This window comes from Mucilaginibacter sp. P4_G9, from assembly GCF_056400985.1.
Map to the genome: position 1 here is coordinate 21255 of NZ_JBFUKF010000009.1, position 19588 is coordinate 40842.

The 19588-nt window shown below is 41.7% G+C and carries 23 protein-coding genes; 17 read left to right on the top strand and 6 right to left on the bottom strand.

Annotated elements, in window-relative coordinates; translation table 11 throughout:
- Positions 1 to 94: 94 nt before the first annotated feature.
- A complete protein-coding gene (locus AC1DPZ_RS02155) occupies positions 95 to 1381 on the bottom strand; it encodes a BamA/TamA family outer membrane protein (protein ID WP_477400922.1) in 1287 nt (428 codons plus the stop codon).
- Positions 1382 to 1778: 397 nt separating this feature from the next.
- On the opposite strand from AC1DPZ_RS02155, the gene rplM reads away from it, so the two are divergent.
- From rplM to pyrH, 6 genes are all read left to right on the top strand, one after another.
- Complete coding sequence (rplM, locus tag AC1DPZ_RS02160; protein ID WP_290327650.1) at positions 1779 to 2216, top strand: 50S ribosomal protein L13; 438 nt, start codon at positions 1779 to 1781, stop codon at positions 2214 to 2216.
- 26 nt (positions 2217 to 2242) lie between these two features.
- The gene (gene rpsI, locus AC1DPZ_RS02165; RefSeq protein ID WP_477400924.1) at positions 2243 to 2629 is read left to right on the top strand and encodes a 30S ribosomal protein S9; all 387 of its coding nucleotides are present in this window, start codon (positions 2243 to 2245) and stop codon (positions 2627 to 2629) included.
- 18 nt (positions 2630 to 2647) lie between these two features.
- Positions 2648 to 3514, top strand: coding sequence for a 30S ribosomal protein S2 (gene rpsB, locus AC1DPZ_RS02170; RefSeq protein ID WP_477400925.1), 867 nt, complete (start codon positions 2648 to 2650; stop codon positions 3512 to 3514).
- Positions 3515 to 3675: 161 nt separating this feature from the next.
- Positions 3676 to 4527, top strand: a complete 852-nt coding sequence (gene tsf, locus AC1DPZ_RS02175) for a translation elongation factor Ts (RefSeq protein ID WP_477400926.1) — start codon at positions 3676 to 3678, stop codon at positions 4525 to 4527.
- Positions 4528 to 4693: 166 nt separating this feature from the next.
- Entirely contained in the window at positions 4694 to 5815 is a 1122-nt protein-coding gene (nagA, locus tag AC1DPZ_RS02180; RefSeq protein WP_477400927.1) for an N-acetylglucosamine-6-phosphate deacetylase, read from the top strand.
- A gap of 125 nt (positions 5816 to 5940) precedes the next feature.
- Positions 5941 to 6645, top strand: a complete 705-nt coding sequence (gene pyrH, locus AC1DPZ_RS02185; protein ID WP_477400928.1) for a UMP kinase — start codon at positions 5941 to 5943, stop codon at positions 6643 to 6645.
- 130 nt (positions 6646 to 6775) lie between these two features.
- On the opposite strand, the gene AC1DPZ_RS02190 is transcribed toward pyrH, so the two are convergent.
- From AC1DPZ_RS02190 to AC1DPZ_RS02200, 3 genes are read right to left on the bottom strand one after another with little or no spacing between them, the layout of a single operon-like run.
- Positions 6776 to 7681, bottom strand: coding sequence for a prohibitin family protein (locus AC1DPZ_RS02190; RefSeq protein ID WP_477400930.1), 906 nt, complete (start codon positions 7679 to 7681; stop codon positions 6776 to 6778).
- Between the two features lie 9 nt (positions 7682 to 7690).
- Positions 7691 to 7879: a DUF6358 family protein gene (locus AC1DPZ_RS02195; protein WP_477400931.1), complete on the bottom strand. Its 189-nt coding sequence runs from the start codon at positions 7877 to 7879 to the stop codon at positions 7691 to 7693.
- 3 nt (positions 7880 to 7882) lie between these two features.
- Positions 7883 to 8197: a rhodanese-like domain-containing protein gene (locus AC1DPZ_RS02200; RefSeq protein ID WP_477400932.1), complete on the bottom strand. Its 315-nt coding sequence runs from the start codon at positions 8195 to 8197 to the stop codon at positions 7883 to 7885.
- Positions 8198 to 8407: 210 nt separating this feature from the next.
- Here AC1DPZ_RS02200 and AC1DPZ_RS02205 point away from each other — a divergent pair, with 210 nt between their 5' ends.
- The 4 genes from AC1DPZ_RS02205 to AC1DPZ_RS02220 all read left to right on the top strand — a co-directional run bounded on the left by AC1DPZ_RS02205 (position 8408) and on the right by AC1DPZ_RS02220 (position 11964).
- Positions 8408 to 9526, top strand: coding sequence for a DUF4407 domain-containing protein (locus AC1DPZ_RS02205; RefSeq protein ID WP_477400933.1), 1119 nt, complete (start codon positions 8408 to 8410; stop codon positions 9524 to 9526).
- Positions 9527 to 9676: 150 nt separating this feature from the next.
- Positions 9677 to 9919, top strand: coding sequence for a helix-turn-helix domain-containing protein (locus AC1DPZ_RS02210; protein WP_477400935.1), 243 nt, complete (start codon positions 9677 to 9679; stop codon positions 9917 to 9919).
- A 51-nt stretch (positions 9920 to 9970) separates the two neighbouring features.
- Positions 9971 to 10618 carry an HD domain-containing protein gene (locus AC1DPZ_RS02215; RefSeq protein WP_477400937.1) on the top strand — a complete coding sequence of 216 codons (648 nt, stop codon included), beginning with the start codon at positions 9971 to 9973 and terminating at the stop codon, positions 10616 to 10618.
- A gap of 35 nt (positions 10619 to 10653) precedes the next feature.
- Entirely contained in the window at positions 10654 to 11964 is a 1311-nt protein-coding gene (locus AC1DPZ_RS02220; RefSeq protein ID WP_477400939.1) for a carbohydrate porin, read from the top strand.
- Here the strand turns inward: AC1DPZ_RS02220 and AC1DPZ_RS02225 are convergent.
- Both AC1DPZ_RS02225 and AC1DPZ_RS02230 read right to left on the bottom strand, forming a co-directional pair.
- Positions 11961 to 12443, bottom strand: coding sequence for a hypothetical protein (locus tag AC1DPZ_RS02225; RefSeq protein ID WP_477400941.1), 483 nt, complete (start codon positions 12441 to 12443; stop codon positions 11961 to 11963). The genes AC1DPZ_RS02220 and AC1DPZ_RS02225 overlap by 4 nt on opposite strands.
- Positions 12444 to 12456: 13 nt before the next feature.
- Positions 12457 to 13341, bottom strand: a complete 885-nt coding sequence (locus tag AC1DPZ_RS02230) for a UbiA family prenyltransferase (protein ID WP_477400942.1) — start codon at positions 13339 to 13341, stop codon at positions 12457 to 12459.
- Positions 13342 to 13483: 142 nt separating this feature from the next.
- Between AC1DPZ_RS02230 and AC1DPZ_RS02235 the strand changes: the two genes are divergently transcribed.
- From AC1DPZ_RS02235 to AC1DPZ_RS02265, 7 genes are all read left to right on the top strand, one after another.
- Positions 13484 to 14014, top strand: a complete 531-nt coding sequence (locus tag AC1DPZ_RS02235) for a YceI family protein (protein WP_477400943.1) — start codon at positions 13484 to 13486, stop codon at positions 14012 to 14014.
- Positions 14015 to 14087: 73 nt separating this feature from the next.
- A complete protein-coding gene (locus tag AC1DPZ_RS02240) occupies positions 14088 to 15197 on the top strand; it encodes a type III polyketide synthase (RefSeq protein WP_477400945.1) in 1110 nt (369 codons plus the stop codon).
- A 6-nt stretch (positions 15198 to 15203) separates the two neighbouring features.
- A complete protein-coding gene (locus AC1DPZ_RS02245; protein ID WP_477400947.1) occupies positions 15204 to 16328 on the top strand; it encodes an NAD(P)/FAD-dependent oxidoreductase in 1125 nt (374 codons plus the stop codon).
- Positions 16329 to 16346: 18 nt separating this feature from the next.
- Complete coding sequence (locus tag AC1DPZ_RS02250; protein ID WP_477400948.1) at positions 16347 to 17045, top strand: methyltransferase domain-containing protein; 699 nt, start codon at positions 16347 to 16349, stop codon at positions 17043 to 17045.
- 9 nt (positions 17046 to 17054) lie between these two features.
- A complete protein-coding gene (locus tag AC1DPZ_RS02255; protein ID WP_477400950.1) occupies positions 17055 to 18119 on the top strand; it encodes a sensor histidine kinase in 1065 nt (354 codons plus the stop codon).
- 47 nt (positions 18120 to 18166) lie between these two features.
- Positions 18167 to 18817: a DUF47 domain-containing protein gene (locus AC1DPZ_RS02260; RefSeq protein WP_477400951.1), complete on the top strand. Its 651-nt coding sequence runs from the start codon at positions 18167 to 18169 to the stop codon at positions 18815 to 18817.
- 20 nt (positions 18818 to 18837) lie between these two features.
- The coding region (locus AC1DPZ_RS02265) for an inorganic phosphate transporter (RefSeq protein ID WP_477400953.1) at positions 18838 to 19588 on the top strand (751 nt) is incomplete at its 3' end.

The window sequence follows — 19588 nt, forward strand, 5'->3', positions numbered from 1 at the left end:
ACCTACATGATATAAATAAAAGGGGCGCAAATTTTGCGCCCCTTTTTGTTTTGCCCGGTTTTCTGGTAAAGGGTTGCGTAATAACTGGCTGTTTTTAAAACACCTCGTTGAGCCCTAAAAAAAAGCCGCCGGATCCATAGCTGCCCCGGGCATAATCAAAACACATATTGGATCGGGTATATTTATTAAACAACAACCTTAAGCCAAAGCCGGCTCCCGGCTCCCAATACCTGAACAGTTTAATATCCCGCTGGTTATTGGCCGATTCTACATTTACAAAAGCAACCCCGCTTAACAATTTATTAGCCGTTAGCGGAAACCGGTATTCAGCCTCATTATATACAAAGGATGGCCCTTTAAACCTGCCGATAATGAAGGCGCGACCTATACGGCCATATGCATCACTCGCGGTACCCGGCAGTTCAAGGTAAGGTAACGATCCTTTAAGTAGGTAATTGGCCCAGTGCCAAATGGCAAAAACATTTTCGGGGTCGGTATCGCTCAGGCTCCAGTATTTCCTCAATTCGGCTTTTATTTGCACCGCGGCATGATTGCTGCCCAGCCAGGTTTGGTTAGCCCGCAAAATAACATCGGCATAAATACCTTTAAACGCGCGGTTTGGCTGATCGCGGCTGTTGTATTGAAAGTTTATTAAAACCCCATTGGCATTATATTTAAAAGGATTATACCCCTTGCGAATGCTGTACCTGTAATTATGCGTATCCTCCACCGGGATATTTTTTCGGTTATCATCAATGTTGTTATAAAAGTTAAAGCTGAGGCCCGCGCCCACATAAATATGGTCGGTTATTTTGCGGTAAATGCGTTCGTTTATTTTCAGGTAGGTATATCTTATCGGAAACTCATTGGGGTTATCGCCAAAATGCAGTTCACCCATGTGGAATGGGCCATCACCAACACTGCGCCTGCCGGTACCCAGGCCGTTATCCTTAGCTATGGTTTTGCCAACCTGCAACGTACCCTGCAGGTTCCATATATTTTTTGAGGTGAACGCATTGTGTTTAAATTCAAGTGTTGAAAGGCCATTGGTTGAAATGTACGCACCCGCGTTCATTACCGAGAGAATGGTGTTATGCCTGTCGCCAAAGTATTTACCGGCTGCCGAGGTTGCGCCGATTGCAAAGCCTACGCTTGGATTATAAGCTGCCGAGGGTAGCACAGCCCAAAAGAAATTCTTTTCGTCGAGGCTGGTATCGGCCGTATCTGGTTTTTTACTGCTGAAAATTGAATTTAAATACCCGTTGGCATCTCTTTGCGTTTTTAAAGAATCATCTAAACTTACCTGGGTTTGAGCAGATAGCGCAATTGAGTTTAAAGCAAAAACACATACGCCAAGCGCAAACCTGCAGATGGGTGACATCAATTTAGGGTAATTAATTAGAGTTCAGCGCTAATATATGTCATCGGTTTGATAATTAAAAAGAGTTGGGAGGCAAAAGTTTTTAAATATTGTTCAAACTGTTGCGTTCGCAACAGGTAAAACAAACCGCAACACCTGGTCATATTAACCGAAACACAGAATAGTCCATCAAAGCGCTTTTTAGGGTTGATTTTCAGCGGTGGCATGGTTGTGTCACCAAAAGGCGGGTTAAGAAATACAGCAGGTATGCTAATCAGCCCAAATAGCTTTTCGTATCGTTATATCTGCATGCATAAATTTTCCGTAAAACTATTTGCTAATAACACAAATAGCTGTATCTTTGCAGTCCCGAAAATGCGGGGTATAATAAACGTTTAAACAATTTAATTTAAAGCAAGTGAATACGTTAAGTTACAAAACTGTCTCAGCCAACAAAAAAACCGTTAACAAACAATGGGTTGTTGTTGACGCACAAGGCGAGATTTTGGGGCGCTTGTCCACTAAGATCGCAATGATCATTCGTGGTAAAACCAAGCCAGATTTCACCCCGAACGTAGACTGCGGTGATAATGTAATAGTTATCAATGCAGACAAGGTAAAGTTGACCGGAAACAAATTCAGTGACAAAACTTATGTTTCGTACACTGGTTATCCAGGTGGTCAGCGTTTCATTTCTCCTAAGGAGTTAATGGCAAAACATCCAACACGCGTAATTGAAAAAGCCGTGCGTGGTATGTTACCTAAAAGTCGTTTGGGCAAGGCGTTATTTGGTAACCTGTATGTATATGCAGGTTCTGAGCATCCTCATGCAGCACAAAACCCAACAACCATTTAACTTTTTAATTTTAAAGGAGAAAAAAAATGCCAACAACTAACACTTCAGGCAGAAGAAAAACAGCCGTTGCCCGCATCTACCTTTCAGAAGGAAATGGTGCGATCATCGTTAACGGTAAAGATTACAAAGAGTACTTCCCAACATTGCCATTACAGTACATCGTAACTCAGAGCACTGAGGTTTCTGGTTCAACCGGAAAATTTGATGTTAAAGTAAATGTTGCAGGTGGTGGTGTAAAAGGACAGGCAGAAGCCGTTCGTTTAGCTATTGCGAAAGCCATTGTTGAACTGGATCCTGAAAAGAAACCTTCACTACGCGCTAAAGGTATCATGACCCGCGATGACCGTATGGTTGAGCGTAAGAAACCAGGTCGTAAAAAAGCACGTAAGAGATTCCAATTCAGTARACGTTAATCACAGGAGGACAACACAATGGCAAGAACAACATATCAGGATTTACTGGATGCAGGTGTACACTTTGGTCACCTTACCCGTAAATGGGATCCGAAAATGTCACAGTACATTTTCATGGAGCGTAACGGCATCCACATTATCGATTTAAATAAAACCTTAACTAAGGTTGAAGAAGCTGCTGCAGCTATCAAACAAATTGTAAAATCAGGCCGTAAGGTATTATTCGTAGCTACAAAGAAACAAGCGAAAGATATCGTTGCCGACTATGCAAAAAGCGTAAACATGCCCTACATCACCGAGCGTTGGTTGGGTGGTATGTTAACCAACTTTGCTACCGTACGTAAGTCGATCAAAAAGATGTCAAACATCGATAAATTGACTAAAGACGGTACTTACAGCAACCTTTCTAAAAAAGAAAGACTGATGATACAACGTGAGCGTATCAAATTAGAAACCCTTTTAGGAGGTATCTCTGATCTGAACCGTTTGCCTGCAGCATTATTCCTTATCGACGTTAAGAAAGAGCATATCGCAGTTTCAGAAGCTTTGAAGTTGAACATCCCTACATTTGCTATGGTTGATACCAACTCCGATCCTTCAAACATCGATTTCCCTATTCCGGCGAATGACGATGCTACAAAATCAATTTCATTGATCACCAGCATTATCATCAAAGCTATTGAAGAAGGTTTGGATGAGCGCAAACGCGAGAAAGAAGACGAAGCAGAAAAAGAAGCAGCTACCGCGAAAGCTAAAGCTGATGCTCCTGAAGTAAAAGACCGCAGTGAAAACGAAGGCGGTAAAAGAACCAGGAAAACTGCCGAAGTTGCAGACGTTGTAGCCGACGCTGAAACTGAAACTCCTGCTGCCGAAACAGAAGAGTAATCGAATTTAGTTGTGGGTTGTAGGTTGTGAGTTATAAGTTTTTTATAATCTACAATTTACAACCCATAGTTTTAATATTAAAAACAGTTGCAGGTTATAATAGCCAATTAATTTTGCCTTTAACTTACAACTTATAACAAACAACTTAAAACTCAAAAAAAATGTCTACAGTACAAATATCTGCAGCCGACGTAAATAAACTGCGCCAACAAACAGGTGCCGGTATGATGGATTGCAAAAAAGCACTAACCGAAACTAACGGTGATTTTGAAGCAGCTATCGATTTTTTAAGAAAAAAAGGTGCTAAGGTTGCAGCAAGCCGTCAGGACAGGGAATCAAACGAAGGCGTTGTTATTTCACGCACTTCTGCTGATGGCAAAACCGGTGTTATCATCGAACTTAACTGCGAAACTGATTTCGTGGCTAAAAATGCTGAGTTTGTTGCTTTCGCTAACGAAATTGCTAACAAAGCCGTTGAAAACCAACCAAAAAGCATCGAAGAGCTTTACGCTATTTCAATTGATACCGAAAATACCACTATTACTATTGGTGACGCCATTATCGACAAAACCGGCAAAATCGGCGAAAAAATCGGTGTATCTAAATTAGAGATCATCACCGGCGAAAAAGTTATCGCTTATGTACACGGTAACTTCCGTTTAGGTGTATTGGTAGCTTTAAACTCAAACCCGGCAGGTGCTGACGAAGCAGGTAAAGACGTTGCAATGCAAATTGCTGCTATGAACCCTATCGCGGTTGATAAAGATGGTGTTGATGCTTCTGTAATTGAGCGTGAGCTGGAGATTGCTAAAGATGTGATCCGTGCTGAAGGTAAACCAGAAGAAATGGTTGAAAAGATCAGCTTAGGTAAATTGAACAAATTCTATAAAGACTCAACCCTGTTAAACCAGGAGTTTGTAAAAGATTCATCAAAAAGCGTTGCCCAGTTCCTGGCCACCGTTGAAAAGGGCCTTACAGTAACCGCCTTTAAGCGGGTAGCTTTAGGAGCTTAAATATTTTATCCCCCTCGTTTAAAACGAGGGGGATTTTTTTTGCGATATTGTTTTGTACCACCAACCGTCATTGCGAGGAACGAAGCAATCCCCTATTTGCAGGTCCGCCCTGGATAGTTGGGGATTGCTTCGTGCCTCGCAATGACGGATTAATGAAATAGCAGTCATGGTAACAGCACTCCACAACCTCCAACTCATTTCAAACGGGCAAATTGCCCATGGCAAGGCCGTTTTAATTTCAAGCGGATCGATCATCGATGTTATTGATGATACAGCTATCCCTGCTGATGCAGAAAAGAAGGATCTTAACGGCTCATATCTTGCCCCCGGTTTCATCGATCTGCAGATCTACGGTAGCGGTGGAAAGCTTTTTGCCGGCACGCCAACTGTTGAAGCACTGGAACGCTTAGAAAGCGATCTGTTAAACCAGGGAACTATAGGCGTTTTTGCCACAATAGGCACCAATACCAATGAAATTGTTGAGGCAGGAATCCAGGCTGCTAAATTATACCGCAAAAAGGCCAGGGGCGCATTCTGGGGCCTGCACCTGGAGGGGCCATATTTAAACCCTGCAAAAAGGGGAGCTCATCCCGAAAAATATATCAAAAAAGCAACCCTTGCAGAAGTTAAGGGCTGGGTGGAGCGCGCCGAAGGCGAAATAAAAATGATCACCATAGCACCCGAGCTGCAGGACCAGGAAGTGATTGATTACATCTATAGCCAGGGCATTATTATTTCATCGGGCCATAGCAATGCTACTTATGCCGAGGGTAAAGCATTTTTAAACAAACCCATACAGGCGGTTACGCATTTATTTAATGCCATGCCGCAGATGCACCACCGCGAACCGGGCTATATCCCCGCTATTTTTGAGGAACGCCCGTTTACCARCATCGTAGCCGATGGCATCCATGTTGATTTTGCGATGATCCGCCTTGCCAAGCGCGAGCTGGGTGATAAGTTGTTTTTGATTACCGATGCGGTAACTTCTACCAAAGAGGGCACTTATCAACATGAGCTAAGGGGCGACAGGTATACCATGCCTGATGGAACACTCTCGGGCTCATGCCTTACTATGCTAAAGGCAGTTGAGAATTGTGTAAAAGAGGTTGGTGTTCCCCTGGCCGAAGCCGTTAATATGGCCTCGTTATACCCGGCCCAACTGGCCAAACAACTAAAAAAGGGCAAAGTTGAAAAAGGTTTTGATGCCGATCTGGTTATTTTTACTGCTGATTTTGAGGTAGAAGGCACTATTTTACAAGGCAATTTTTTAACAAAGACAACATAAAATTTTAACACTGATTTTTATTCTTTATTTTTGCCGAACTACGCACATATGAACAGAGCTTCATCAATTCATGATATCCACAAAAGCAAGTTCCATCTATTTCTATTATTAACAAATCACACCAAATGAAATACAAAAGAATTTTACTGAAACTTTCGGGCGAATCGCTAATGGGTAGCAGGCAATATGGCATTGATAATGCCCAGGTTTTGCAATATGCCCAGGATATAAAAAACGTGTATGATACCGGTATGGAAATAGCGATCGTTGTTGGTGGCGGTAATATTTTCAGGGGTCTGAGTGCCGAAAAATCGGGCATGGAGCGTGCGCAGGCAGATTATATGGGGATGCTGGCTACAGTGATCAATTGCATGGCACTGCAAAACGCGCTGGAAAGCATTGGCGTGGAAACCCGTCTGCAATCAGCCATTAAAATGGAACAGATTTGTGAGCCTTACATCCGCCGCCGCGCGATGCACCATTTAGAAGTTGGCAAAATAGTAATCTTTGGTGCCGGTACCGGAAACCCGTATTTTACTACAGATACCGCGGCATCATTACGCGCTATTGAAATTAAAGCCGATGTGGTACTGAAAGGCACCCGTGTTGATGGCATTTACACCGCCGATCCGGAAAAGGATCCCAGTGCTACCCGCTATGACGAGATCTCGTTCCAGGAAGTATACGATAAAGGCCTAAATGTAATGGATATGACAGCCATTACCCTTTGCCAGGAAAACAAGCTGCCTATTATTGTATTTGATATGAACAAAGAAGGCAACTTTATGAAGATTGCCAATGGTGAAGCAATTGGTACCCTGGTTAGATAGGGTCCTTTCCTGAAACAGAAGGTAAAAATTAAGGACATTAACAGTAGAGAGAGACTTACGAAGTTTTAAAAACTTCGTAAGTCTGCTATTCATTCGTGAAATTCGAAATAATTTGTGAAATTAGTGTTGGCTATTTATCACTCAACATTATCGGATTTCCCCTGCCTCCACCGATAATGATTACCTTGGCATTTGACGATAGGGCAATTTCCTTTTGAGCTTTGATACTTTCATACTGCAGTTGCTTGTCAGATAATCCTGTGGATAGTATCTTTTGATAGTCGGCTATACCCTGTGCTTCTACACGCTTACGTTCCGCCTCCTGTTTCTCCTTTTGTAAAACGAACTGCATTTTTTGAGCGTCCTGCTCGGCGTTGATCTTTGATTCGATGCTTGCTCTTACAGACGCAGGCAGGGTGATGTTACGAACCAGGATCTGCTGAAGCTCCAAGCCCCTTTTTACAAAGTTTGCTGTTATATAACGGTTTATTTTATCCTGAAATTCCTGCCTTTTGGTTGAATACAAATCAACGGCGGCATAATTTACTGCATTGTCCCGTATAGCGGTACGCGATACGGGGCGAACGATTTTTTCCAGGTAATCTACACCAATATTTTGAAGAATGAACGGTGCCTTATCAGGGCTTACTTTATATTGTACCGAGAGATCGATGCTAACCTCTAATCCATCAGATGATAATACCCTAATAGCATCATCACCTTCCTTTTGGCCCTCGCTGCTAACGGCACTCATGGTATAAGTTTGCGTCCGGGTATCAAAAACAGTTATCTCAACAGCGGGGTTAACTATATGCAAACCGCTTTCTAACACATTATCCTGCACCTTACCAAAAAGGGACTGCACACCTGCATGGCCCGGTTCAATAACCTTAAACATAGATAGTAACAGGCCTACGGCTACCATTACTATACCAACTATACTTACGGTGTTACTAAACTGATTTGCGGGCTGGGGCGAGCGTTTGAGCACTATACCCACCACGAGTATGATAACTCCTAATATTGCTATAAACATGCAATGAAGTTACACCTTTTTCTGTGAGTTTCTTACGTCTTTTAACAGTCTTATTTTTAAGAAAATAACAACCAGACAAACAAACACGGCAACACCCACATAAAGATAATTTTTGGCCATGAATGATTGATATGCCACAAAAGCGCACAATACTGCACCTATGGTATATAATACATTGAGCACTAATTTAAAGCCCATATACTAATAAACATTAAGTGTAGGGTCAATTTCTGCAGCCCAGGCTAAAATACCGCCGTTTAAGTTATATAAGTTGGTAAAGCCACGTTGCTCTAACTGCATAATGGCGGCCGCGCTGCGTTTACCACTGCGGCACATTACCACTACGGGCTTATCTTTACTAATCTTTTCGGACTCTATTAATATGCCACCAAGGGGTATTAACTGCCCACCAAGGTTTGATGTTTCGTATTCAAAATCTTCCCTAACGTCAATCAGCTGAAAATCTTCACCTTTGTCAATTTTCTCTTTTAGTTCCTGTACGGTTATCTCGTTCATGATAAAATAAATTAATACTCAAAGGTAGCTTTTTTTCTATTGCAAATAATTACACGATATTTTTGTAACAATCAATGCCCGGGAGCGTTTATTATATGGTTTACTTAGTAATACGTTATTTTGAGCAACAAAAGGCAGTAAATCAGCTATGCCGGGTTAAAAATTTTACACAAATATTAAACCGGCGTTAAATTTAAACAGATCATATAGATGAAAAAAGTTACCCGCTTTTTCTGGTTTTGTTCAGGAGCACATATAGATACGTTAAAAAAATACCCTATCGAGCATAATAAATATGTAGGTATTGGAGCTACTATATTTTTTACCGCCCTGTTTGCCTCCCTATCTGGCGGCTATGCCATGTATTTTGTTTTTAATGGCGATGCTTTTGCAGTAGGCTTTGCTATTTTGTTTGGCCTGTTGTGGGGAACGGCTATTTTTAACATGGATCGCTATATTGTATCCAGCATTAATAAAGAAGGTACAACCAACCAGCAGATCCTGCAGGCCTCCCCGCGTATCCTGCTGGCTATTATGATAGGTATAGTTATATCCCGCCCGTTGGAGTTGAAGATATTTGATAAAGAAATTCGCCAAAAATTAAAATCCTCCTATCTTAAAGGCCAGCACCGTAAAATTGATACCCTGGAAAAAACATACAACCAAAAGTATGCGATGGAAATGGGAAAGAATAGCGACCTGAAAAAGGAGAAAGACTCTCTGGAAAAAGATATCAACCGCACCCGTTTCCTGCTGAACCAGGAAGTATTTGGCGATAAAACCAACCAAACATCGGGCATTACCGGGTATGGCACGTACGCCAAACAAAAACAAAGTGTATTAGAGGAAAAAGAAAATCGCCTGAAAACAGTAACCGGCAACCTTGGCGAGATGGACCAATACCTGAGCCGGCGCAAAGAATTTGAAGGGTTAAACAATGCCAGGTTATTTAATGATCATCAGCTGGATAGCCTGGCCAACATAGCCGGCTTTGCCGATCGTAACTGGGCGCTTGGACAGCTATCCTTCAACGAAAACGGCACCCGCGACCTTGATACCTATATGGCCATTTCATTTATTGGCTACCTGTTTATTTTATTTGAGTGCCTGCCCGTATTTGTAAAGCTGATGTCGCCCAGGGGGCCATATGATGCAGCGATAGCGAAAACAGCCGAAGCCAACCTTTATATGGCCGATAAAGAAAAGGACAGGGACATGACGGTTACTGATAATATTTACGATCATAACCTGGATACCGATGTCCAGCGGCGCAAGAAGATCATCTCAACACAGTCCGATTATGATTTTGAGCGCCATAATTATGATTGAAGCAATTTAGTCGCAACTATACAATTTAGCGGGTTAAATTCCCCCTAAAAGCATATCTCAATTTCCAGGAAAAACCTTAAAAATAAAAAATGTAAATCCAAGCTTCTATAAATCCCGTTTATACTATCATTTAATACATAATACATTGGGATGAAAGAAACGCTGAATTACAAAGTCAGGGCGATTGCAGTAAATATCAGGAAAACGCGCGAACAGTTAAACTATACACAGGAATTCCTTGCTGCAAAATTGAATATATCGCAAAACGCCTATAGCAAAATTGAGTTAGGTTATACCAAAATAACTGTTGAAAGGCTTTTCCAGATAGCTGCCGTATTAGAAGTAGATATCCATAGCCTGATAAATACAGAAAACCCATCCGTTGCGCAGTAATTTAAAAATTATCCGCTGTTTCATCCCGGGCAATAATATCTTTGCAACCGGATGGAAAACGCAAATCTGATCAGTAGCACAGTACAATTTGTACGTGATACCCTTAAAAATGCTGAAGGCGGCCACGACTGGTGGCACATACACCGTGTATGGACCAACGCCAAATTGATTGCAAAAACAGAAAAAGCCGACCTGCTTACTGTTGAACTTGCCGCCCTGCTTCATGATATAGCCGATAGCAAATTTCATAACGGAGATGAAGAAATTGGAGCGTTTACTGCCGGCAAATACCTGCAAAGTGTAAATGTTGAAGCGGAGGTAATTGAGCATGTACAGCAGATCATCAGGCATATATCCTTTAAATCGAGCTTTGATAAACCAACTTTTTACTCGGCCGAACTGGCTATAGTACAGGATGCCGACAGGCTTGATGCCATTGGCGCTATTGGGATAGCAAGGGCTTTTAATTACGGCGGCTTTAAAGGCAGGGAAATTTATAATCCGGAGGTTGAACCCCATTTAAATATGAACAAAGAGGAATATAAAAATTCCCCGGCGCCCTCAATTAACCACTTTTACGAAAAACTATTACTACTGAAAGATAAAATGAACACCGCAACCGGCCGTAAAATGGCCGACCAACGCCACGCGTTCATGGAAGCCTATTTGCAGCAATTCTACATCGAGTGTAAACCATAAGTTTCAATAATCGTTTCAGCATTTAACTATTACCCATGAAAAAAACTTTACCTTTTATAATTTCCCTGTTAGGTATATCTCTCGCCGCAAAAGCTCAGGATACGCTTAAACAGCAACGCTTTAACTTTCATTTTCAACAAACTATTATAACCCAGTATAAACCATCGTTTGGAGCCGACTATACAGGCAATAATAGCTTACTTACCAAATCAGAAACACAAAGCTCAATTACTACTACCTTTTTTGGCGGTGCCAGGCTATGGAAAGGAGCCTCGGCCTATTTTAACCCCGAAATGTCTGGAGGATCGGGGTTGAGCAAAACCCTGGGTGTAGCCGGTTTCCCAAATGGCGAAACATTTAGGGTTGGTGGTTCAGATCCCAAGATATATATAGCCCGCCTGTATTTTACCCAGAATTTTGAATGGGGAAAAGATAAAGACACCATTCAGGATGATGCTAACCAGCTTGCAGGTTTAAAAAGCAAACGCTATTTCTCGGTAACCGCAGGTAAATTTGGTATGGCCGATTTTTACGATGGTAACGAATTTAGCCACGACCCACGCTCACAGTTCATGAACTGGTCATTAATGGATAATGGCGCCTGGGATTACCCGGCCAATACCCGTGGCTATGCCATGGGCATACATACCGAATTAGGAATGCCCAACTGGACGTTAAGGTTTGCCTTCACCATGTCGACAACCACAGCTAACGGCGCCATCTGGGATGCAAAAATAGGGAAGGCCAATACCCAAACCCTGGAGTACGAAAGACGCTACACATTTAACGGCAATAAAGGAACACTGAGGGTTTTAGGTTTCCGTAACAATGGCAAAATGGGCGATTATCGCCAGGCACTGGCCATTAACAAGGTTAACCCGGTTGTGGATACCAATTTAGTTTACGGCAAGCATAAATATGGTTTTGGCATTAGCGCCGATCAATACCTAAGCAAGGATTTTGGGGTATTTGCCAAGCTAAGCTATAATAATGGCCATACCGAAACCTGGTATTTTACTGAAATAGACAGGTCATTAAGTTTTGGAGGCGTACTGAAAGGCAGTTCATGGAAACGCGGCGATGACGAGTTAGCATTGGCATTTGTGGCAAACGGCCTATCCAAACCCCATAGTGATTACCTGGCAGCCGGCGGCTATGGCTTTATTATTGGTGACGGCAAGCTGAATTACAGTCATGAATTGATAGCCGAGCTGTATTATAAAATAAACGCCTATCAAAAAAAATTCTGGCTTACACCCGATTACCAGTTTATACTAAACCCGGCTTACAATAAAGATCGCGGCCCGGTAAATGTGTTTTCGATGAGGGCGCACGTGGAGTTTTAATTGTACCGGTATTTAAAATAATAATCCCTTATGGTGATGCTCATTTGTTCGGTATCGCCGGCTATTAAAATACCTGCCACTGAAACATCGTTTGCAAGAACCCGGTAATATGTCCTGATTACCGGGTTTTTTATTTCGCCCCAATTCTTCCATGTCTTTCTCAACGACATTCTTAATCCCCGCCCTTTGTCTATGCTCTCTATATCCCGCCAGGCAATGGCACAACCCCTTTTCTGAATAAAAATAAAGTCAGGGGTTATTATTATAGCGGGAATTCCCTTTATCACGTAATAAGTGTGCTTAACAAAAAATATCAGGAAATAATCAATAGCCAGCACCACTATAATGGCACTGGAATAATCTTTATAATCGATCAGCTTTGTAAATATCGAATAAACCGGCTGCGCCGATAAAAGGCCAAAAAGTACCATTGGTAAAATAAAATATGGATTGTATTTATAAACTCTTGTTCCGTCCATATTTCTAAGCAGGTTATCCCATAAATACCAGTACCCCAAAATAAACCAGCATACAACCCGAGCTTAAAAAATTCATGCGCATGGCATTTTTAAAATTGGCGTTTTCTGTTGATTTGCCCACCTTATAAAACCAGTAATTAAAAAATAAAAATATGGGCAGTGCGCACACCAGGAAAAAATAGAAGTTGAACATTTTACCTGCTGCATGCCAGTAATAAAAAGAGCAGGCAATCCCCAATGCAAATAAAACACCCGATAAAATAAACGATCCCTTATAGCCCAGCACCAGGCTGATGGTCCTGTCTCCGCGGCGGCTATCTTCCTGATGCTGGTAAACCTGTGTTAACGGGTACGATGCACCTATAAGGCAGGAGCAAATTGCCCCGGCTACTATAAAGCCGGCATCCCAATGCCTGAATAAACTTAAACCGCTTAATGCCGAAAAAGTGACATAATAAATAAACGCTCCCTGGAAAAAGAATACGGTGAGAAAACTAATGACAGGGTATTTTTTTAACCGGGTTGCAGGGTGGCTATAAAGTTTTGACATGATGCCATATAACAACACAGCAAAAGCAAATTCCCAGCTAATTAAAAATCCCAATAAGAAAGCTAAAGCCTCCAGCAGTATTGAAAAATAATACAGGCTGATATCTACTTCGGGCGGCTTTTCTAAAAGACCAATACTATCTTCATCCTTATCAAAATAACTGTTATAGCCATTGCTCGCCGGGAATGCAAGAAGGTGCCATATTAAAAACACAAGTATGGCGTTAGCCGGATCAATAAACGGCACCTGGCTAAAGGCAAACAAATATACCGGCAGCAAAAAAACCGAAAATACAAAACGCATGTGCGCCCAGGCCGATGAAGTAGGTATAATTTGCTTTAAGTTCATACAGAAACAGTATTTTAACAGGTAAAGGCAACCAATGCTATTTGTTGAAACGTATTAAACCTACAACGGGTTGCCTAATCTTACTAATGTAAAAATTAGTTACAGATAAATCATTATGTTTGAAATCCACGTTAGCAGTAACATGATTAAGAAATTATTTACCATCGCGATTTTATTTTTTTTAGCAGCAACATCTTTCGCGCAAAGCAAAGTAACCCGGTCTGCAGTTACCTTTAAAATTAAAAACCTGGGCTTTAATGTAGCGGGCACTTACGGCGGCTTTAACGCCGATATTAATTTTAAGCCATCGAGCCTTGCAGCCAGTTCAATTGAGGCTTCGGTTGCTTCAAACACCGTTAATACGGATAACGAAAGCAGGGATAGCCACCTGAAGAGCGAGGATTACTTTGATGTAGCCAGGTATCCTAAGATTACCTTAAAATCGGTTTCTTTTAAACACAAAAGCGGAAACAACTTTACGGGTAATTTTAACGTAACTATTAAAGATAAAACAAAGCTGATTGAAATACCTTTTACGTATATTGAAACGGGTAACTCCGCTTTGTTTAAGGGTGATTTCCAGGTATTAAGAACAGACTTTGGTATTGGAGGCAAAAATGTCATCTTATCAAATGAAGCCAATATTTCGGTAGAAACTGAGGTAAGTAATTGAAATAAATTTATATCGGAGATATCAAAATACTTTGCTTCGGGCTTTGGGCCTTAAGCTTTAAGCTCAGCATAAAATGGAGAGTTGCATTAGTGCCATCGGGATAGCAAATCCCCATAACCGTATTGCCCAGCAGGATATTTACCATTTTATGGTGAATGCTTTTGGGTTGGATAAAACCAATGCGGCGAGGCTCAAAAGCATCTATGATAATTCGGGGATCGATCATCGTTATTCGGTAATTCCTGATTTTGGTGAAAGCGACCCATCTAATTATACCTTTTTTGATCAATCCGGAAGTTTTGAACCTTTCCCTGACACGCAAAAACGATTGAAGTTTTATGAGCAGGAGGCTATAGATATTGCTATTAATGCGGTAAAAAATTGCCTGTCGGGTTTTGAAGACGGTATTTTACAACAAATAACCCACCTGATAACCGTTAGCTGTACCGGTATGCACGCTCCCGGTATTGATATTGAACTGGTAGAAAAGCTTAGCCTGAATCGTGATACCGAGCGCACCTGTATCAATTTTATGGGATGTTACGGCGCCATAAACGCTCTTAAGGTTTCCGACTATATTTGCCGCGCCAACCCCGAAGCTAAAGTGTTGGTAGTAAGCGTTGAACTTTGCACGCTGCACTTTCAAAAAGAGAACACGCTGGATAATTGGGTGGCCAACTCCCTGTTCTCTGACGGTGCCGCGGCAGTATTGGTTGAAAATACCTTGCAGCGCCTGGGTAAGGGAACATATTTTTCTTTAAAGAATTTCTACTCGGAATTTGTAACCGAAGCCCGCGATGATATGGGCTGGTATGTTGGTAATACCGGTTTCGAAATGAAGCTTACCTCGCGCGTATCTAAGCAGATCAAAAAAAACATTAAGGCCTTAACCGGCAGATTTTTGCAAAAAGCCAAGCTTGATGCCGGGCAGATCACTGCATATGCAGTACATCCCGGTGGCCGCAAAATACTGGAGGCGGTTGAAGAAGCATTGGAGCTTCCGGAAGAAAGCAATGCATTTGCTTACCAAACATTACAGGAATATGGAAACATGTCATCTGCCACTATTCTTTTTGTATTGCAGAAAATGCTGAAGGCCGGCAACCTTATTGATCAAAAGATCATGAGCTTTGCTTTTGGGCCCGGTTTAACGGTTGAAGGTATGATACTTGAAATGCATTAACCCGAAATGAGCGACCTAATAATAGTTGGCGGCGGCCTGGCAGGATTGTTTAATGCAATACTGCTTAACCGTGCCGGATTAAAAGTTACCCTGATCGAAAAAAAAACATACCCTATGCACCGGGTATGTGGCGAGTACATCTCCAATGAAGTGATCCCTTTTCTCAGCAAACTCGATATCGATCTGGATCAGTTAAATGTTTCCCGCATTAACCGGCTGGAAGTTACAGCTGCATCGGGCACCAGGCTTTCACAAAAGCTCGATCTGGGTGGTTTTGGCCTGAGCCGGTATACGTTTGATAACTTCCTGTACCATAAGGCAAAAACAGAAGGTGTAAGCTTTATGACCGGCACCCGGGTAGAGGATGTAAGGTTTAATAATAATCATTTTGAAGTTGTTACGCCGGGCGAAGTATTGACGGCCCCGCTGGTAATAGGCTCCTTTGGCAAGCGGTCAAACCTTGATCAAAAATTGAAAAGGCCGTTCTTTTATAAGMGAAGCCCATACCTGGCGGTAAAGTTTCATGTACGGATGGGTTTTCMGGATGACCTTATTCAGCTTAATAATTATAAAGATGGCTACTGCGGTGTAAGCAAAACAGATGGCGACAGGTATTGCATGTGCTATATGGCCCACCGGGATGATCTTCGTAAGTACGGTACACTGCAGGCTTTGGAAGAGAATGTCATCCGTAAAAACCCATACCTCGATGATATTTTTACCCATGCCGAATTTTTGCTGGATAAGCCCGAAGTTATCAACGAGATTTCGTTCGAAAAAAAGGCTCCGGTTGATAACCATATCCTGATGAGTGGCGATACAGCCGGGATGATTGCCCCGCTTTGCGGCAATGGCATGACAATGGCTATCCACTCGGCTAAGATCCTGTCAGAAAAGATCATCAACCACTATAAGCCTGGTGGCTTTACCGAGAGTAACCGTGCTGCTCTTGAGGCCGACTATACCGAAAGCTGGAACAGGCAATTTGCTCAGCGTTTATGGGTTGGGCGACAGTTACAGCGTTTATTTGGCAATAACAATACTACCGCCCTTACGCTTCACCTGTTAAATGGTTTGCCATCCTTATCGCGTTATTTGATCAGTAAAACCCATGGAAAACCTTTTTCATAAGGTTGATGTATTTATATTATGCCCAATTTAACCACCCGAGCTTTTGATGCCGAGATCATGGATGATCTCTATTTGCCCGATGAAGAAATTATCCCGGTTTTAGAAGGGTTGGGCAAAGTAAACTCCTGGTTTGGCGGCCATAACAGTATAATTAACACCCTCAAGAAATTTCCGGCACATAATGGTTACGCTGTTTGCGACTGGGGTTGCGGCGGCGGCGATACCTTGATTGCAATTGCCAAATGGGCTAAGCAACAGCAAATACACCTAAAACTTACCGGTATTGATGCGGCCCCCGCTGCAATCAATTTTGCACGTAAAGAATCAAAGGGCTTTAATAACATCAGTTATGTACAAGCCGATGTGATAAACGATATTTACTTATTGGGCAAGCATGACATCATTATCAGCAGCTTGTTTACACACCACTTTGATGATGAACATTGGATACAGATGATCAAAAACATGCATGCATCGGCCCGCAAAGGAATCATCATTACCGATTTGCACCGGCATTGGTTGTTATACTACGCTGTTATATTTATAACCAACGTTTTAACCCGCAATAAAATGGTACGCTATGATGGTCCGCTATCGGTAAAGCGGGCGTTCAAAAAACAAGAATTATTAACCCTGCTTAAAAATGCAGGAATTGATAACTTTAATTTAACATGGAAGTGGCCTTTCCGCTGGCACTTAATGATCTATAAATTGTAACTTTACGCAATGAATTTGCGCGTATTGGTTTTGGTTACGGCAATAGGTGTTGCAATAACACTGTCGGCTGTAAACTTCTATTTTCAACATAAGTGGTACGATGTTATGATTACTTTTACGGCTACCCTTGCCGTAAGCTATTTTGTATTTTACTACCTGATAGAAAAATACATCTACTCGCGTATTAAACTTATTTATAAACTTATCCATAATTTAAAGTTAGGCCGCGACCTGCGTGATGCCCTGGGCGAGCATATTACAGCAAACCCTATTGATGATGTTGAACAGGAAGTAAAGGAATGGGCAAAACAAAAAAAATCCGAAATTGATGAATTGCGCAAGCAGGAAAAATTTCGCCGCGACTTTTTATCAAATATATCCCACGAATTTAAAACCCCGCTTTTTGCTATACAGGGATACATCGAAGCCCTGCAGGATGATGATTTTGACGACCGGGAAATGGCAAGACAATTTCTGGAGAAAGCCTCAAAAAATGTTGATCGCCTAAGTTATCTTATTAAAGATCTGGATGAGATCTCGAAGCTGGAATCAGGGGAGATTCCTATTAATTACACAAAATTTAAGATCAATGACCTTATAAAAGAGGTATTTGAATCATTAGAGATAAAAGGCAAACAGTACAAAATCAAGCTCATATTCAAACAAAAATATGATGACGGGATTGTGGTATATGCTGATCGTGAAAAAATACGGCAGGTACTTGTTAACCTGATTGATAATTCGTTTAAATACGGGAAAGAAGAAGGCAGCACTTCGCTCAGCCTTTTTGTACTTGACGACCAGGTTTTGGTTGAAGTTACCGATGATGGTATTGGCATAGAAGAAAAGTTCCTTCCGCGATTGTTTGAGCGTTTTTACCGTACAGATACCAGCCGTTCAAGGCAAATAGGCGGCTCGGGATTGGGGTTGGCCATAGTAAAACATATTATTGAAGCACACCAGCAAACCATAAATGTGCGCAGTACAGAGGGTTTGGGATCTACCTTTGGCWTTACTTTGCAAAGAGCAAAACAAACTTTACCTTTCCCAAACATACCAGTGTTAAAAAGTTAACATTAATTTAACATAGCAACCGTACCTTTACCTCAATTTAAAACAGTATGTCACTTAACAGCATTTTCCAGTATTTTGTACCAAAGGATAAAAAAATATTTTTTCCTTTATTTGAGCAAGCAGCAAGCAACGTAGTTACCATGGGTACTATATTGGTTGAAGCTGTAAACTCAAACAACGCGGTTACCCGCGAGGAGTTGTTTAAACAGATTGATAAGCTGGAGAACAAAGGCGATGAGCTTACGCACCAGATCTATCTTGAGCTGGGTAAAAACTTTATTACCCCTTTTGATCGTGAGGACATTCATGCCTTAGCTACTGCTATTGACGATGTGGCCGATTATATACAAGGTGCAGCTAACCGGATGAGCCTTTACCGGATAGATGATTTTAATGAACACATCCGTAAATTATCCGACCTCATCTTGCAGGCAAGCATCGACCTGGAAAAAGCTGTACGCGAATTAAAGGATTTGCGTAATGTGCGCAACATTGCCGATTCATGTATCAGGATAAACAGTGTTGAAAACCAGGCCGATTATGTATTTGACCGCGCCGTGGCCGATTTGTTTCTTTATGAAAAAGACGCTATCCGCCTGATAAAATATAAAGAGATACTTGCCGCCCTTGAAACAGCAACTGATATGTGCGAGGATGCAGCAAATGTAATGGAATCAATTTTAGTTAAAAACGCTTAAGCATACCTAATAATCACTAAATGGTTACCTCCTTACTTGTTGTTATTGTTTTACTTGCGCTAATATTTGATTACACAAACGGTTTTCATGATGCCGCCAACTCTATTGCTACCATAGTATCAACCAAGGTACTTACCCCTTTCCAGGCAGTGTTAATGGCTGCAGTATTTAATTTTGCGGCCTATTTTTTTATTAAGGATCATAAAGTTGCCAATACCGTATCAAAAATTGTTATTGAGCATTATGTAACCTTACACGTAATACTTGCAGGTTTAATAGCCGCTATCTCCTGGAATTTAATTACATGGTGGTTTGGTATTCCTTCAAGCTCGTCGCATACGCTTATAGGTGGTTTTGCAGGAGCGGGTATGACAAATGCCCTATATATGGGCGCAAGCGCCTTACATGCCATTGAAATGCAATACGTGCTTAAAATTATAGCATATATTGTTTTGGCCCCTTTTATCGGGTTGCTTATGGCATATGTTGTAACCATCCTGATATTAAACATTTGTAAACGTGCAAAACCGGCCACTGCCGAGCGTTGGTTTAAAAGATTACAGCTGGTATCTGCAGCGGCGTTGAGTTTTGCGCATGGTGGTAATGATGCCCAAAAGGTAATGGGTATTTTATATGTAAGTTTAATTGCGGCAAAAGTAATTCATACGGGTGCCCCTATGCCAGATTGGATTCCGCTGGCTTGTTATACCGCTATTGCGGCCGGAACCATGTCTGGTGGCTGGAAGATTGTTAAAACTATGGGATCAAAGA